This window comes from Schnuerera sp. xch1 (assembly GCF_019931165.1).
In the GTDB taxonomy this organism is placed as follows: domain Bacteria; phylum Bacillota; class Clostridia; order Tissierellales; family Tepidimicrobiaceae; genus JAIOUP01.
This window is the reverse complement of sequence record NZ_JAIOUP010000023.1, coordinates 1-16,565: the sequence shown is the minus strand read 5'-3', so window position 1 is coordinate 16,565 and position 16,565 is coordinate 1. Positions and strand designations below refer to the sequence as shown.

Here is a 16,565-nt window from a genome sequence, read left to right as displayed (position 1 = left end):
AATTTCACCTCAAATTAAATAACTCCCCTGTAATAATGGCCTTTAGTTATGCCATTTTTATCTCTATATTTCTTTAGATACTGTATAGTTTCCTCTTTTGTAACTAATCCCCTTGAAAAATGATAATACATATCTTGAATTTTTTCAATACCATCCTCCTCAAATGTAAAGTCCAATCTTATTGTATTAACACCATTATTGTAAAGCTTCTGCATGCTATCCAATATCATAAGAGGAACACTATTGTAAAGAGTTGTAAAATTTCCTCTCCTCTCCATATAGAAGTTTACTCCTTTTCTATCCTTAAGTCCATAGCCTTTACTATATGCACATGTTTTACAATTTGAATCATCTTTACAGTTTTTAATAAGTGACATTGGACAATGTTTCATTACCATTAATGGCAAATATCCATAACCTATTGTTTCATAATGGATGGCTTCCTTACTGGCTATTTCCTTAATCTGTTTATTGTTCAATTCTGGTGATAACGTTATACTTTCCAATCCTTTATCCTTTAGCGCATTAATTGAAAAACTGTTGAATACATTCAACCCCATATCTCCATGGATTTTTAAATCAAAATTATCCTTTATGAATTGAAGTGTTCCCAAATTGGATACAGCTACTCCATCTATTATATCCTTTACTGTTTCAACCTTTTTCTTGAAATCATTTAAATGGTCATTGTATAATATCCTATCAGTTAAAAGATATACTTCCTTTTGTTTTTTCTTTGCTTTTAAAATTGAATTTTCTATATCATCATAAAAACCAATATATATTCTATCAAGTCTTTCTAAATTCAATTTATCAAATTGTTCTTTTTTGAGTACGCTAATGCTTATATTGTTTTTGGTTTGATTTTTATATTTATTAAATTTAAAGTTGTTTTTTAATCTATTATTAAACTCTTTCTGAGTGATATCTTTACGTTTATTAAAATTGCTTCTGAAGTCATTTAGTAATTTTACTCCTTCACGTCTTAAACTATTAAGAACACCAATGGGCATAAAGGAGCCTTCTTCCAATTTAATGTTTATATTGTTTATATAGTATACGGTATCATTTAGTTTAGAAAACTGGTTTATTATTCTGTCTTCTGTAAGTGTTATTTTTTTGCCCTCTTCGACTATATAATCCGATTGAACTGTAAAATCATTATCATCAAATTTTATAGTTAATTGGGCTGGTTTTCCTATGGATATATTGACTTCTACATCTATGGGGAATTTAATATTATTGCTCTGATAGGATTCTCTAGCAGTCTTAAATAGTATATCGCTTGAGGTCCTATACACTTTGGAACCTCTTGATATTTTATTTATTTTATTAATCCTTATAGTTTGACCCTTGCTTGCTGAGTGAACTAACACGGTACCTTTATAACTCCCATAGGTAGTTTCTAATTCTATTCCGTCTCCTTTATTGACATCTTTGGATAGTTTAATATAGATATATTTATTATCAATTTTAACCACTTCACCAGCAAATACTCCTCTATTATCTGGTCTCTCGTAAGAAGCATAACTCCTTCCAAAATCATCTAGCATAATGCCTTTTGTAAATCCTCTATTAAATATTTGAAGTACATCTTCTTTATCTTCTTCAGTAATATGACTACTACCAAAATCTAAAGCTTTTCTATAGTTTTTGACTACTGTGGCAACATATTCAGGTCTTTTCATTCTACCTTCTATCTTCAATGATACTATTCCACTGTTTATAATTGTTTCAATGTATTCTAATGTATTTAAATCCTTAGTGCTTAATAGGTATTTATTCTGCCAATAATCAAATGCAACTTTTCCATTATTATAATCTATGATAGTATATGGCATTCTGCAAGGTTGAGCACATCTGCCTCTATTTCCACTACGTCCTCCAATAATACTGCTCATAAGACATTGACCAGAATAGCATACACACAGGGCTCCATGAATAAAACCTTCTAATTCAATTTGTGTAGCATCTCGAATCCTTTCTATCTCCTTTAAGGGAGTTTCTCTGGCCAATACCACTCTTGTAAATCCAAAATTTTTCAAAAAAATAGCCCCTGGTAGATTGTTTATTGTCATCTGAGTGCTAGCATGCAGTTCAAAATCGGTGAAAGTATTTCTTACCATATAGGCAAGTCCTAAATCTTGAACAATGAGTCCGTCAACGTCAATTTCATAGAGATACTTTATATACTCTAATATCCGTTTCATTTCGCTATCATCTATCAATATGTTTACTGTTACATAAACCTTGACGTTTCTTAGATGGGCATATTCTACAGCTGATTTTAATTCCTCATAATCAAAATTAGATGCAGATTGTCTTGCACTAAATAATTTTCCGCCTAAGTATACTGCATCGGCACCATTCTGAACGGCCGCAAACAAGCTTTCCATACTACCTACAGGAGCTAATAGTTCTTTTCTTTTATTCAACACTTAATCAAACTTCCTCCTTGCTAAATATGTTTTTCTCTTTATCGTATGATTTTAATACTTCTTCTAATTCTTTTTTAGTTTGTACCAATTCTACTTGATTTTCATATATTTTATCTTGTAATTTTTTAATCAAATTTTGACTTTGTTGTAGTTCTTTTTCTTTCATGTCCAATGCATTTTTCTGATTGTCCTTTTCCTTGGATAATAACTCGTTTTGCCTTCTTGCTTCTATTAATTCATCTTTATATTCATCGCATTTCCTTTGCAATTCTTGATTTTCCTCTTTTTCTTTATTCAACTGATTTAGTAAACTATCGTAATTTTCCATTGGGTCTTTAGCTTCAGTTTTTAAGGATTCTAATTCTTCATTGGATTTATATAATTCATCTGTAATGTTAAAGGCAGCTAAAGTAGCAGCCATAGAGCTACTCAATCTATCATTCTTGCTGGACATCTCCTTTATCTTTCTGTCTACATATAACGCTAATCCTTTAACATACTCCTCAGAGCTATCACCTACTACTGTAAAGTTACGACCGTCGATAGTAACATTAACTTTTTTCTTTTCTGTCATAACTTATCCTCTCCCTTATCATTATCTTATAGTAATAGTATTCTACATCACTCGTTAAATTCCTTTATCTTTTTAAGGAGTAGACAAATCTACTCCTTAAGCCCTAAGTTCTGCATCAAAAGTGTTCTTTAACTCTAATATTATCTTTTCTTGTATATCATTGACCTCATCATCTTTAAGTGTTCTATCATGAGATCTATAGGTTATTGAAAAAGCGATGCTTTTTTTGCCTTCTGATATCTGGTCTCCAGTATACACATCAAATAGCTTTACATCTTCTATTAGATCTCTACTGTTTTTAATTATTATTTTTTGTAAATCTCCAACTAATACATCCCTATCTACTACAACTGCAATATCTCTGACTATTGATGGATACTTAGGTAAAGGCTTATATTTTCTTTCTAAATTAGTATTTTTAACTATACTATCAAAATTCAAATCGGCTACATATACTCTAGTTCCAATTTCGTAATTTTCAATAACATCTGGATGTATCTCGCCTAATATTCCATATCTTTTTCCATTCCTGATAATGGCTGCAGTTCTGTTTGGATGGAAAGTAGGATTATCCTTTTCAGGTAAAAATTCTAAATCCTTAATTCCTAATCTTTCAAATATAATTTCTACTACTTCTTTAATATCATAGAAATCAATGTGTCCATATGCACCTATGGATAATCTTTGTTTTTCTGAAGGAAGTTCTCTTAATGGTAACTGTTTTGGAATGAATACATTACCAATTTCATAAGCAAAGCATTCTTTAACTCCATAGTTATAGTTTCTACCTAATAGTTCCAACATATTTGGAATTAAAGTGGTTCTCATCACGCTATAATCTTCTCCAAGAGGATTCATAAGCTCTATATAATTCCTTAATTCATTATCATCTTCTACCTTTATTTTATCATATGCTTTTGGACTTATAAAAGAATAAGTCATCACTTCATTGAGACCCATTCCTTGAAGTGCTATCTTTGCTTCGTCAGCTACTATTTTATCATAGGATTTTACTCCTCTGGTTAGCACTCCTTCTAGAGGTTGCGCAGCTATATTATGGAATCCATGTATTCTTCCTATTTCTTCAATTAAATCCGCTTCTATCTCTAAGTCCAGTCTATAGGTAGGTATGATTACATTTAGTCTATTATCGACCACTGAAGTACTAAGCCCTAATCTCTCAAGATATCCTACCATTTCATCTATAGTAAAGTTACTTCCAAGAAGACCATTTACCTTTTCAGGTCTTGCTTCTATGACCTTTTCCTCTCTTACATTTTCATAGATATCGATTTTGCCTTTTACAACTTTACCTGCTCCTATTTGTTCAACTAGCTGACATACCCTTTCAGCAGCAATTTCAGATAGATTTGGGTCAATTCCCTTTTCAAATCTTGATGAAGCTTCAGTTCTTAGATTGAGCTCTTTGGAAGTAAGACGAATGGACCTATCATTGAAATTTGCACCTTCTATTAGTACTGTTGTAGTATCATCTGTAATTTCCGAATCCAATCCGCCCATTACTCCTGCTATTCCTATTGGGTTTTCGCCATCTGTTATAAGTAAGTTTGAATTTGTTAACTCCCTTGTAACATTATCTATAGTAATGATCTTCTCTCCATCTTTGGCTCTTCGTACCACAATTTTGTTATTCCTTAACTTATCCAAGTCAAAAGCATGAAGGGGTTCTCCTAATTCAAGCATAACATAATTAGTAATATCTACCATGTTGTTTATAGGTCTTACTCCTGCTTCCATAAGTCTAGTCTGTAACCATAGAGGTGATTCCTTTATTTCAACGTCCTTTATTAGTCTAGCATAATATCTATTGCAGAGTTCTCTGTCTACTTCAATGGATTCTATATAGTTGTTAATATCTTCAACTTCATTATCAATCTTTATTTCCGGTAATTTTACTTCTCTATTAAAAGTAGCGGCAGTTTCTCTTGCCATACCTATTATATTTAGACAATCTGGTCTATTTGGAGTTATTTCAAATTCAATTATCTCTCCGTAGAGTCCTAAAACTTCTTCGATATTGGTCCCTAGTGGATATTCCTTATCCAATACAAATATTCCATCTCTTTGATATTTAGGAATTACATTATCATTATAGTCTAATTCCTTTAAGGAACACAACATTCCAAAGGAATCCACTCCTCTAAAATTGGTTTTATCTATATGCATTCCATTGGGAAGCTTAGCTCCAATCAAAGCTACAGGTACATAATCTCCTTCTTTTAAGTTCTTAGCGCCTGTAACTATTTGTAGTACCTCGTCACCAATATCTACCATGATTATAAGTAAATTATCTGCATTATTATGTTTTTCTATTTTTTCTATTTTACCTACCACTACATTTTCAATACCTCTATCCAAAGAAATAATAGATTCTACATGGGAACCAGATAGAGTTAGCTTATCTGCCAATACTTTCGAGTCTATATCATCTATATTTACATATTCCTTTAGCCATTTTATAGGTAATAGCATTTATTTAATCCTCCCAACTGTTCTAAAACTGTTCTAAAAACCTATTATCATTTTCAAATAATAAGCGTATATCGTTTATTCCGTGTTTTACCATGGTTATCCTATCTATTCCCATTCCAAAGGCAAAGCCACTATACTTTTCTGGATCTATGCCACAGTTTGCAAGAACCTTTGGATGGACCATTCCACAGCCTAGCAGTTCCATACTCCAACCTGTTCCATTGCAAGCAGAACAACCTTCCCCTCCACAGCTAAAACAGGAAACATCTACTTCTGCACTTGGTTCTGTAAATGGGAAGTAATGTGGTCTAAATCTTGTTTCCATGTCCTGACCAAATAGCTCTTTTACAAATACATCAATTGTATATTTTAAATGTCCTAGTGTAATATTTTCATCTACTACTAATCCTTCCAATTGGTGGAACATAGGTGAATGAGTATCGTCTACATCATCAAATCTAAAAGTTCTTCCTGGAGATACCATTCTCAAAGGTGCTCCAAATTCTTTCATTGTCCTTATTTGAACAGGGGATGTCTGAGTTCTAAGCAATATATCATCAGTGATATAGAATGTATCAGATAGGTCCCTTGATGGATGGTTCTCTGGAGAATTTAAGGCATCAAAGTTATTCTCTACTGTTTCGATTTCCGGGCCATCAATTACGCTAAATCCCATACTGATAAATAGATTCTCTAGTTCTTCAATAGTAGATAACAATGGATGTCGATGGCCTAATCTTCTGGTATTCTTACTGATTGTAATATCAATTTTCTCTCTTTCTATTCTTTCCTGCTTCAATTTTTCCTTAAAGTCATCTCTAGTATCAGCAAGCTTTTTCTCAATTTCTTGTCTGATCTCATTTGCAAACTTTCCCATTACTGGTCTTTCCTCTTTTGAAAGCTTCCCCATTTCACGGAGAACTAAAGTTAACTTACCCTTTTTACCTAGATATTTAACTCTTATATTCTCAAGACCCTTTAAATCGTTTACAGAATTTATATCAGAAATTGCTTCTTTTTTGATCTGCATTAATTTATCCTTCATAACTAGACTCCTTTCTCATAAAAGCAAGACCTATCTCTAGGATTAAAGGTCTAATTGTCAAACTATTTACTAAATTATAGCATCTATGACTTCAAATTACAAGATTTATTCAAGTCTCTGTCTTAATCCTTCATACATTATTATAGATGAAGCCACTGCAGCGTTTAAAGATTCTGCATCTCCTAACATAGGTATTTTTATTAGGGTATCCGCTAAGTTCTGTAGAGGTTCAGATACCCCTTTGGATTCATTTCCAATGATTAACATACTGGGTTTTGTAAAGTCCACGTCTTGTATATATCTATCTCCTTCAAGTGAAGTTGAATATATATTTATTTTTCTATTTTTAAATTCCTTTATAATGTTAACACCGTTGTTTTGATGGTATATTGGCACTCTAAATATTGATCCCATGGTAGACCTTACTACCTTTGGGTTATATACATCTACGCAACCTTCCACAACAATTACACCATCAATTCCAAAGGAGTCTGCTGTTCGAATTATAGTCCCCATATTGCCTGGATCCTGTACTTTATCCAATAACAATATAAAGGGATTGCGTTTATCAGCTAAATCATCAATGGAGTTGATTTCAAATCCTATTACAGCTAGTACTCCTTGAGGAGTTCCTACATCAGAAATATCATTGTACAACTTGTCGGGTACATTGATGAGCTTATGGAAATCTTTAATCTTATTGTATAATGTATCTCCTCCACTTACATTAAATAGCTGATTGGAGTAGACTATAAATTCAATTGGATAGCCATTGTTGATACATTCGTCTACCATTTTTATTCCTTCTACTATAAATAATTTATTTGCCCATCTTTCCTTTTTTCTATGTAGACTATTGATCAACTTTATGGTTGAATTTGATGAGCTAGTTATACTTATCATAATAAATCACCATTATTTACATTTTTATGCAACTTTTTAATTTTATTCCTTAACATGTAAATTATTATTATTATATAGCATTAAAAGTTCCGTAACCGGAACTTTTAATTATGCCTCTTTTGCAATTTCAACTAGTTTAGCAAAACCCTCTGGATCATGTATAGCCATTTCTGATAACATCTTTCTGTTAATCTCAATGTTTGCTTTTTTTAGGCCACTTATAAATCTGTTATAGTTAATTCCATTCAATCTTGCTCCTGCATTTATTCTCGCAATCCAAAGTTTTCTAAAGTCTCTCTTCCTTTGTTTACGTCCTGAATAAGCATAGCTTAATGATTTCATAACAGCTTGGTTAGCTGGTCTATATAATTTGCTCTTAGCACCATAATATCCTTTTGCTTGTTTCAATACTTTTTTATGTCTTTTTCTAGCAGTTACACCGCGTTTTACTCTTGCCATTGTGAATACCTCCTTCGTATATCAAATTCTATATTTAACGTGGTAATAATTGGTCAACTTTTTTGTGTTCTCCTCTAGTCAATATTGCTGGCTTTCTTAGATTTCTTACTCTTTTAGCGGATTTCTTTCCAGTTTTATGACTTTTATATGCCTTAAACCTCTTTATTTTACCTGTGCCTGTTCTCTTAAATCTCTTTGCTGCTCCTCTGTGAGTTTTCATCTTTTTTGCCATGTTACTTACCTCCTCTACTTAGTCATTTTTTGAAACTAAAAACATGACCATATTTCGGCCTTCCATCTTAGGCTGTTTATCTATGGTTCCATATTCTGAAGTCAGTTCTGCAAATTTTAATAGTACTTTTCTACCAGCTTCAGTATGACCTAATTGCCTACCTTTAAATCTAACACTGACTTTAACTTTATTGCCATTCTTAAGAAACTCAATAGTCTTGCCTGCTTTTACATTCAGATCATGCTCTTCAATATTTGGGCTCATTCTCATTTCCTTTATATTAATGACTTTCTGATTCTTTTTAGCTTCCTTCTCCTTTTTAGACATTTCATACTTATATTTACCGTAATTCATAACCTTACATACTGGCGGTTTTGCATTTGGAGCCACTTTAACCAAATCCAGCTTCTTTTCATATGCAATATTTAAAGCCTTTTTAATTGGTACTACACCTATCTGTTTTCCATCTGAATCAATAAGCCTTACTTCTCTTTCCCTAATCTCTTCATTAATTTGAAGTTCCTTAATATTACTGCACCTCCTAATTTTAATAAATATAAAAAAGCGGGTATAAAATACCCGCTTAAATTCATAACAAATTTAAATAGCACTAGCACACTAAATACTATCAATTCAAGTTATATAATTATAACCTTATGAGCACACGCAGCTATAAGGTGAGAAGCGGATACTTCTACTTTATTTTATATATTTTTTACGATAATCATTATATGCTAGATATTCTAATTTGTCAAACATTTTTTTATTAAAATCTATTTTGCTAATTCATATAGAGCATGTGCATATATCTTTGTCAATCTCATCAAATGCTCGATAGAAATATATTCATCCTTTTGATGAGCTAATTCTTTTTGTCCTGGAAATACAGGACCGAATGCTACTGCATTTTCCATTGATCGTGCATAGGTTCCTCCGCCTATAGCAATAGGTACACTTTCTACATCCTTTGTCTGTTCTCTATATACTTTCATAAGTTTTTCAACTAAGAAATTATCCTTTGGAACATAAAGAGGCTTCATATCAGAGGAGGATTCTATTAGCTCGATTCCTGTTTCCTTTAGATTATCTCTAATACCATCATATACCTCTTTTGCACTGCTCTTAATAGGATATCTGACATTTATAGACAATCTTATTTCATTTTGATCTGCTTTAATGACTCCTGGGTTGAAATTTAATTTCCCTGATATGTCATCTTCTAGACTACATCCTATGCTTTCACCATTGTGTCTAAATCCAATTCTATCATTATACATATTTATAAATTCACAGATATCACATTCGCCTTCTAATAATTTACCTAAAAAGGCCATTAAGTATGAAATTGCATTCTTACCTTTTTCAGGAGTACTGCCATGAGCAGATATTCCTCTCGCATATAATTTCACTTTATCCTTTCCATCTCTTTCCATTGATAAAGGATATTTTGTGTTTTTAATAAAATTATCTAATTTTTCCTCTATTTGTGATACATCTTCTACTTTAAGTATTGCCTCGCAATAATCTGGTACCATGTTTGCTGCATTTCCACCTCTAATACTTTCAATAACTAAATTATTGCAGGTATTAGAATTTAATTTTTTGACTAGATCAAATACAATAATACCTTTTTCGCCATAAATCACCGGAAAATCTGCATCAGGAGTAAATGCCATATCTGGGGCTTTTTCATGTTTGAAATAATGTTTTATACCTCCCCATCCACTTTCTTCATTTGTTCCAAATATAATCTTAATTTTCCTATTTAAGTCAATTTTAGATTCCTTTAGTGCTTTCATTGCATATAAACAGGCAATTGCTGGCCCTTTATCATCAGTTGTGCCTCTACCATATATCCTGTCATCATGAATTTCTGCTTCATAAGGTGGATAAGTCCATCCATCCCCTTCAGGTACTACATCCAAATGAACTAAGATTCCAACGGTTTCTTCGCCATCTCCTATTTCAGCATGCCCTGCATAATTATCTATGTTTTTAATTCCAAATCCCATTTTTTTAGATAAATCCAATGAAAAATTCAAAGCTTTATAAGGACCTTCTCCAAAAGGCATGTTGGGTTTTGACTCTCCTTGCACACTTTTAATTTTTATTATGTCCTGTGTGGATTTGATTATATCTTCCTTATAATTTTCTATTAATTCGTTAAATTCCATTAAATCACCCCATTTTTATTATTACAATTAATATTATTATATCCCTACATATTATTTACTTCAACTTTTAACATAATTCTTTTTATATTAAAAAAGTAAATGGTTACACTATATCTATAACTATAAAGAAGGTGGGGATAGATTGAAAAAGAAAAAACTGCTGTTTCTAGTTTTAGTAATAAGTATAGTCACATCCATAACATTTATTCTTGATGCGTTTAATGCATCATCAGATTTAATCAATGTAACATTTAAAAATAAAATTTTTGTTTGGATCCTAACAATAATTTTATTAGTTTATTATAGAAGATCTAACTCCAACCCACAGTTAGTCCCTTCAGTTTTATCTAGTGACAAGATGAGCAATAAAGAAAAGAGTAAACCTGATGTTTCCTTTAAGGATGTAGCAGGATTAGAGGAAATAAAGGATGAACTTCAAGAGACGATTGATTTTATCAATAATTCAAGTAAGTATACTAAAATGGGAGCACATATTCCAAAAGGGATACTATTCTACGGCCCTCCAGGTACAGGTAAAACCTTGCTGGCTAAAGCAGTTGCTGGAGAAACAAATTCTAATTTTCACTATGCAAGTGGTTCAGAATTTGTAGAAAAATATGTAGGTGTAGGAGCAAAAAGGGTTAGAACTCTTTTTGAAAAAGCTAAGAAGGATACTCCTAGTATCATTTTTATTGATGAAATCGATGCTATTGGTACCAAAAGAAATCTAGAATCTAACAATGAAAAGGATCAAACCTTAAATCAATTATTAGTTGAAATGGATGGTTTTAACACTGATGATACTGTAGTAGTTATAGGTGCTACTAATAGGCTTGATCTATTGGATGAAGCATTACTTAGACCAGGAAGATTTGACAGACATATCTATATAGGTAATCCAAATATGAATGCTCGACAACAGATTTTAGAAGTCCATACCAGAAATAAGCCGCTGGATAAGAGCATGAATATAAAGGACATTGCAAAGAAAACCCATGGACTATCTGGTGCAGAACTAGCTAATATTGCCAATGAAGCAGCCATAATAGCAGTTAGAAATAAGGAAACCAAACTAACTCTTAAACATTTTGACTTAGCCATAGAAAGAGTGGTAGCAGGTCTAGAGGTAAAAAATCCTACCGTGTTATTAAAGGAAAAGAAAACTGTTTCCATTCATGAGGCTGGTCATGCAATAGTTTGCAAAATACTTAATGTAGATATGGTTCAAAAGATATCCATAGTACCTAGAGGTCATGCATTAGGATATGTATTAAAATTTCCTGAGGAAGATAGATATCTACTATCAGAGCAAGAATTGATGAACAAAATATCTGGACTATTGGCAGGTAGAGCTGCAGAAAATTTGGTCTTTAAAGAAGTAACAACTGGAGCAAAGGATGATTTGGATAAGGCTACTAATATTGCAAGAGAGATGGTATGTGCTTATGGAATGAGTGGCTTAGGGCTTATGGCTGTTGATGAGCATTATATTAAATATAACTATGATATAGTAAGAAACGAAATCAAACAAATTCTAGATAAAGGATACCAACGAGCTACTAAGATCATAAAGGAAAATCACGAGCTACTACATCATATTTCTAATGTGTTGATGGAAAAAGAAACTATTGATAGTGATGAGTTAAAAAGAATATTCGATCTATATGAAACTCCTATTGATTGTGCAACATAAACAAAATCCCTTGAGATTATCTGTAGAGATATTTTCAAGGGATTTAAATTTAAAGATTTATGAATATATTTTAGTAAGACTTAGATTTTTGCTACTTCTTTGCATCAATACTTTTAAAACTAATGCTATAGCTGAAAAAGCAATTATCATGGCAAAGGTAGATGTATAGTCTCCATTTGATCTTTGTAATAAAATATTTGAAGTCATGGGCCCTATAATGGCTGATGGAATCAACAAAAAGTTTGTTATGCTTAAATTTAAAGAATAATTCTTGGGTCCGTAAAAAGAATGTATTACAGATGATGCCAAAGATGGAGAGCCTCCATAGCATAATCCTACCAACAATAGCCCAACAAAAATTAATATTACATTTTTATAAACAGCTCCTAAACAGAGAGAAATTCCTGCTAGCATCAATACAACATTATTGATAACCATAGTTTTATCTTCACCAAATTTATCAAAAAGGGATCCAAATGAAACACGTCCCAATCCATTGAATACTGATACTAATAAGCCTAATACAGCTGGAGCTCCAAAGGTTACAGCAATAGTGGCAGCACTATTTATAACAAGAAGTCCTGCTGAACTTACAGCTATGTTCCAGAAGAAAAAGAACCAAAACGAAGGTGTTCTAATCATTTCCTTTGCAGTATAATTCCTCTTAATATTTGATTGACTTGTCTCATCCTCAGCTTCAATACTTTTTACCTGCTCAGTTTCTTGCGGTATTTTTATAATCAATGCACCTAATATTAAGACTATTAAAATTGCTATTGCAAGTATAAAAAAGGTGTTGAACAATCCAAAATTTGTTACTAAAACATCTACAACAGTTCCAAGAATCATTCCTCCAAGGCCAAAGCCCATAAGCAAAATTCCTGAAGAAAAACCTACTCTATCAAAGAACCATTTATTTACAGACGACATGATTGCATTGTATCCCAATCCTACCCCTGTACCGCATAAAACCCCATAGAATAAATATAGCAGTCTTAAACTTTTTTCAGGAGTTGCTACATTTAATCGCGAAAGTGCGAAAAACCCTATAAAAAGAAAAATTGCAGCTGTTGATATAATATAATTTGGTTTTAATTTTTTAGACACATTACCACTTAAAAATCCTCCTATGCAAAAGAATATCATAGAAGTTGTAAATGTCATAGACAAATCAGACTCAGACCATGTTGTATAGATTTGCTTAAAATGAATTGCAAATATTGACCAAGCATAAAGAAGTCCTAAAAACAACATCATTACTGCCCCTATTAGTAGATATAAATATTTTTTGTTATCTTTCATTAAATGTCCTCCTTTATTATATATAGCTAGATTTATTCTTTGTTTTCAACCTTTTCTATCACCTTATTGATAAACTCATCTACTGCAAATTGTCCAATATCTCCTTCATCTCTTTTATTTACTGATACTAATTTGCCCTCTACTTCTTTTTCCCCTACTACTAGCATATAAGGGATTCTTTGTAGCCTTGCTTCTCTTATCTTGTATCCAATTTTCTCTGCTCTATCGTCTATATCCACTCTTAGTCCTTTTTCTTCCATATCCTGCTTGATTTCATATGCATAATCATTAAACTTATCAGAAATAGGAAGAACTATGGCTTGAACTGGTGCTATCCATACTGGGAACTTACCCGCATAGTGTTCAATCAATATTCCCATAAATCTTTCAATGCTTCCTAATATCGTTCTGTGGATCATTACTGGACGTTTCTTCTCATTATCATTATCCACATATGTTAAGTCAAACCTTTCTGGCATTTGGAAATCCAACTGAATTGTTCCGCATTGCCAGGTTCTACCGATAGCATCTTCTAAATGATAGTCAATCTTTGGACCGTAAAAAGCTCCGTCTCCTTCATTTATAACATAGTCTATTCCTTGTTCTTCTAATGCTTCTTTCAAGCTATTGATTGCCAATTCCCATTGTTCTTCGGTACCCATGGAATCTTCAGGCCTTGTGGATAGTTCCACATGATACTTAAACCCAAATACATTGTACACATAATCGGCTAGTTCAGCTACGGCTTTTATTTCATCTTTTACTTGAGATGGTAATGCATAAATATGTGCGTCATCTTGAGTGAAACTTCTAACTCTCATAAGACCATGGAGTGCACCAGAAAGTTCATGCCTATGAACTAGCCCTAATTCGCCTAATCTAAGAGGAAAATCCCTATAGCTATACATATTGGATTTATATATCAATATGGAACCTGGACAGTTCATTGGCTTTATGGCATAATCATTATCATCTATTTCTGTGAAATACATATTCTCCTTATAATGATCCCAATGACCTGATTGATGCCATAATTCTTCATTTAATACAATAGGAGTTTTTATCTCTCCGTAACCTCTTTTCTTATGCTCCTCTTTCCAAAAATCTTCTAATATATTTCTAATAACCATTCCCTTTGGATGGAAGAATGGGAATCCAGGTCCCTGTTCATGCATACTAAATAGATCTAACTCCTTACCTAATTTTCTATGATCTCTTTTCTTTGCTTCTTCCAATCTATCGATATATGCTTGTAAATCCTTTTTCTTTTGATATGTTGTTCCATAAATTCTTTGAAGCATTTTATTATTTTCGTCTCCACGCCAATATGCTCCTGCTATGCTTAATAGTTTTATGGCTTTAACCTTTTTGGTGTCTAATAGATGAGGTCCAGCACATAAATCTGTAAACTCTCCTAATTTATAGAAGGATATTTCCTCATCTTCTGGGAAATGTTCTATTAAATCTACTTTATATACTTCTCCTTTATCCTTAAAATATTTAATAGCATCATTTCTTGACATTACAAATCTTTCAAGAGTGTGATTTTCTTTGACTATTTTAGCCATTTCTTTTTCTATCTTTTCTAAATCCTCAGGAGTAAATCTATGCTCTGTGTCAAAGTCATAATAGAATCCATCATCTATTGCAGGTCCAATGGCAAATTTCACATCTGGAAATAATCTTTGTACGGCTAAGGCCATTATATGAGCTGACGTATGCCAAAATATTCTCTTCCCTTCCTTGTCTTCAAACTTTACAATTCTTACTTCCGCATCTTCATCTATTGTCTCCTGCATCCCTTTAGTTTTACCATTTACAACTGCACCTAATGCCACTCTTGCCAATCCTTCGCTAATACCCTTCGCTACTTCCAGTACTGTTATACCTTTGTTGTATTCTTTAATCGAACCATCTGGTAATGTTATCTTTATAATCTCCATCATTATTCTCCTTTCCATGTTTTCTTTACTAATTATAAAAAACCTCTCATCTCTGCATAATGCAGGGACGAGAGGTTAACTTTCGTGGTTCCACCCTAATTGGTACTCAATTCATATAACGCTATATAGCGGACATCCTTCATTTGGATACGGCTCTGGGGTAGTCTTCAGTTATTCTTCCATAGGGAGGCTTTCAGCCTAAGGCTCTCCCTTCTCTTAAAGGTACAAATAACTTACTCTTCCCTTCACTGCCTTTATCTCTAATTATGTTTTTATATATTATAACAGTATATACCCAATTGTTCAAGCATTTAACATTATTTTAATGTTGATGTTATCTTTTCAATGGATAACATTGATTGGTCTCCTGTTTTCATATTTCTTAAAGTATATTTATTCTCCTTTATTTCATCTGGACCAATTATTAATGCATATTGTATATTTGATTTATCTGCAAAGCTGAACTTCTTCCCTAGTTTTGTATCTTCTGCATATATCTGTGTGTTTATATTATTTGACCTTAATATGCTAGCAGTCTCAACTGCTTTATCTAAACACCCTTCCATCGGAATAATTATTACCTTGTTTAAGGATCTATCCGATGTCTTGATTAGTCCTGTTTCATTTAATTGATAGAATAATCTAGTAAGGCCTATTGATATGCCTACTCCAGGAAGTCTTTGTTTTGTATAGTATCCTGCTAAGTCATCATATCTTCCACCTGAACAGATGCTTCCTATATTAGGATATTTGTCTAAAAAGGTTTCATATACTGTTCCTGTATAATAATCAAGACCTCTGGCTATTGTTAAATCGATTGAAAAATTATCTTCTGGGACTCCAAATGTTTTTACAAAGTGATTTACAGCTTCTAATTCATCTAATCCTTCTTTAAATACATCATTTTCTATTTTTAAATCCTTTAGACTATTTAGTATCTCTATATTTGAACCTTTTATTCCTATAAATTCAAGTATCCTATCTATGGTTAAATCATCCAATCCCTGACTTAATAATTCCTTCCTTACTCCTTCTATTCCTATCTTCTCCAGTTTGTCTACTGACCTCAATACCTCTGTTGAATCTTTTACTCCCAATGATTTGAAAAATCCCTTTAATACCTTCCTATTGTTAATCTTTATGGTGAATTCAACAAATCCTAAATCTGTAAAAGTTGAATAGATTACGCTTGGTATTTCTGCATCATTTATAATGTCTAAGGAACCGTTACCTATTATGTCTATGTCACATTGATAAAACTCTCTAAATCTACCTTTTTGTGCCTTTTCTCCCCTATATACTTTACCTA

13 protein-coding genes and 2 other annotated features are annotated in these 16,565 nt (G+C 32.3%); of the genes, 1 reads left to right on the top strand and 12 read right to left on the bottom strand.

Annotated features, from left to right (window positions below; all coding sequences use genetic code 11):
- Positions 1-14 precede the first annotated feature (14 nt).
- The 9 genes from K8M07_RS11895 to pepV all read right to left on the bottom strand — a co-directional run bounded on the left by K8M07_RS11895 (position 15) and on the right by pepV (position 10,318).
- Positions 15-2,438, bottom strand: a complete 2,424-nt coding sequence (locus K8M07_RS11895; RefSeq protein ID WP_223379214.1) for a DUF3656 domain-containing U32 family peptidase — start codon at positions 2,436-2,438, stop codon at positions 15-17.
- A 4-nt stretch (positions 2,439-2,442) separates the two neighbouring features.
- Positions 2,443-3,012 carry a cell division protein ZapA gene (zapA, locus tag K8M07_RS11890; RefSeq protein ID WP_223379212.1) on the bottom strand — a complete coding sequence of 190 codons (570 nt, stop codon included), beginning with the start codon at positions 3,010-3,012 and terminating at the stop codon, positions 2,443-2,445.
- A gap of 96 nt (positions 3,013-3,108) precedes the next feature.
- On the bottom strand, positions 3,109-5,505 hold the full coding sequence (gene pheT / locus K8M07_RS11885; protein ID WP_223379210.1) for a phenylalanine--tRNA ligase subunit beta: 2,397 nt from the start codon (positions 5,503-5,505) through the stop codon (positions 3,109-3,111).
- A gap of 22 nt (positions 5,506-5,527) precedes the next feature.
- A complete protein-coding gene (gene pheS, locus K8M07_RS11880; RefSeq protein WP_223379208.1) occupies positions 5,528-6,550 on the bottom strand; it encodes a phenylalanine--tRNA ligase subunit alpha in 1,023 nt (340 codons plus the stop codon).
- A 105-nt stretch (positions 6,551-6,655) separates the two neighbouring features.
- The gene (locus tag K8M07_RS11875) at positions 6,656-7,453 is read right to left on the bottom strand and encodes a TrmH family RNA methyltransferase (RefSeq protein WP_223379206.1); all 798 of its coding nucleotides are present in this window, start codon (positions 7,451-7,453) and stop codon (positions 6,656-6,658) included.
- Positions 7,454-7,561: 108 nt separating this feature from the next.
- Complete coding sequence (gene rplT / locus K8M07_RS11870) at positions 7,562-7,912, bottom strand: 50S ribosomal protein L20 (protein ID WP_223379204.1); 351 nt, start codon at positions 7,910-7,912, stop codon at positions 7,562-7,564.
- 34 nt (positions 7,913-7,946) lie between these two features.
- The gene (rpmI, locus tag K8M07_RS11865; RefSeq protein WP_223379202.1) at positions 7,947-8,144 is read right to left on the bottom strand and encodes a 50S ribosomal protein L35; all 198 of its coding nucleotides are present in this window, start codon (positions 8,142-8,144) and stop codon (positions 7,947-7,949) included.
- 18 nt (positions 8,145-8,162) lie between these two features.
- Complete coding sequence (gene infC / locus K8M07_RS11860; RefSeq protein ID WP_411741972.1) at positions 8,163-8,702, bottom strand: translation initiation factor IF-3; 540 nt, start codon at positions 8,700-8,702, stop codon at positions 8,163-8,165.
- Positions 8,695-8,850 (bottom strand) — a sequence feature (ribosomal protein L20 leader region). (Overlaps the previous gene by 8 nt.)
- A 67-nt stretch (positions 8,851-8,917) precedes the next feature.
- Positions 8,918-10,318, bottom strand: coding sequence for a dipeptidase PepV (pepV, locus tag K8M07_RS11855; RefSeq protein ID WP_223379200.1), 1,401 nt, complete (start codon positions 10,316-10,318; stop codon positions 8,918-8,920).
- 142 nt (positions 10,319-10,460) lie between these two features.
- Here pepV and K8M07_RS11850 point away from each other — a divergent pair, with 142 nt between their 5' ends.
- Positions 10,461-12,011 (top strand): ATP-dependent metallopeptidase FtsH/Yme1/Tma family protein, encoded by a 1,551-nt coding sequence (locus K8M07_RS11850; RefSeq protein WP_223379198.1) that lies wholly within the window; start codon positions 10,461-10,463, stop codon positions 12,009-12,011.
- Positions 12,012-12,068: 57 nt separating this feature from the next.
- Here the strand turns inward: K8M07_RS11850 and K8M07_RS11845 are convergent, their stop codons facing one another.
- From K8M07_RS11845 to K8M07_RS11835, 3 genes are all read right to left on the bottom strand, one after another.
- Positions 12,069-13,313, bottom strand: a complete 1,245-nt coding sequence (locus K8M07_RS11845) for an MFS transporter (RefSeq protein ID WP_223379196.1) — start codon at positions 13,311-13,313, stop codon at positions 12,069-12,071.
- A gap of 32 nt (positions 13,314-13,345) precedes the next feature.
- Entirely contained in the window at positions 13,346-15,256 is a 1,911-nt protein-coding gene (gene thrS, locus K8M07_RS11840) for a threonine--tRNA ligase (RefSeq protein ID WP_223379194.1), read from the bottom strand.
- Positions 15,257-15,316: 60 nt separating this feature from the next.
- Positions 15,317-15,514: a binding site (T-box leader), on the bottom strand.
- 59 nt (positions 15,515-15,573) lie between these two features.
- On the bottom strand, positions 15,574-16,565 hold a 992-nt coding region (locus tag K8M07_RS11835; RefSeq protein WP_223379191.1), incomplete at its 5' end, for a histidine--tRNA ligase.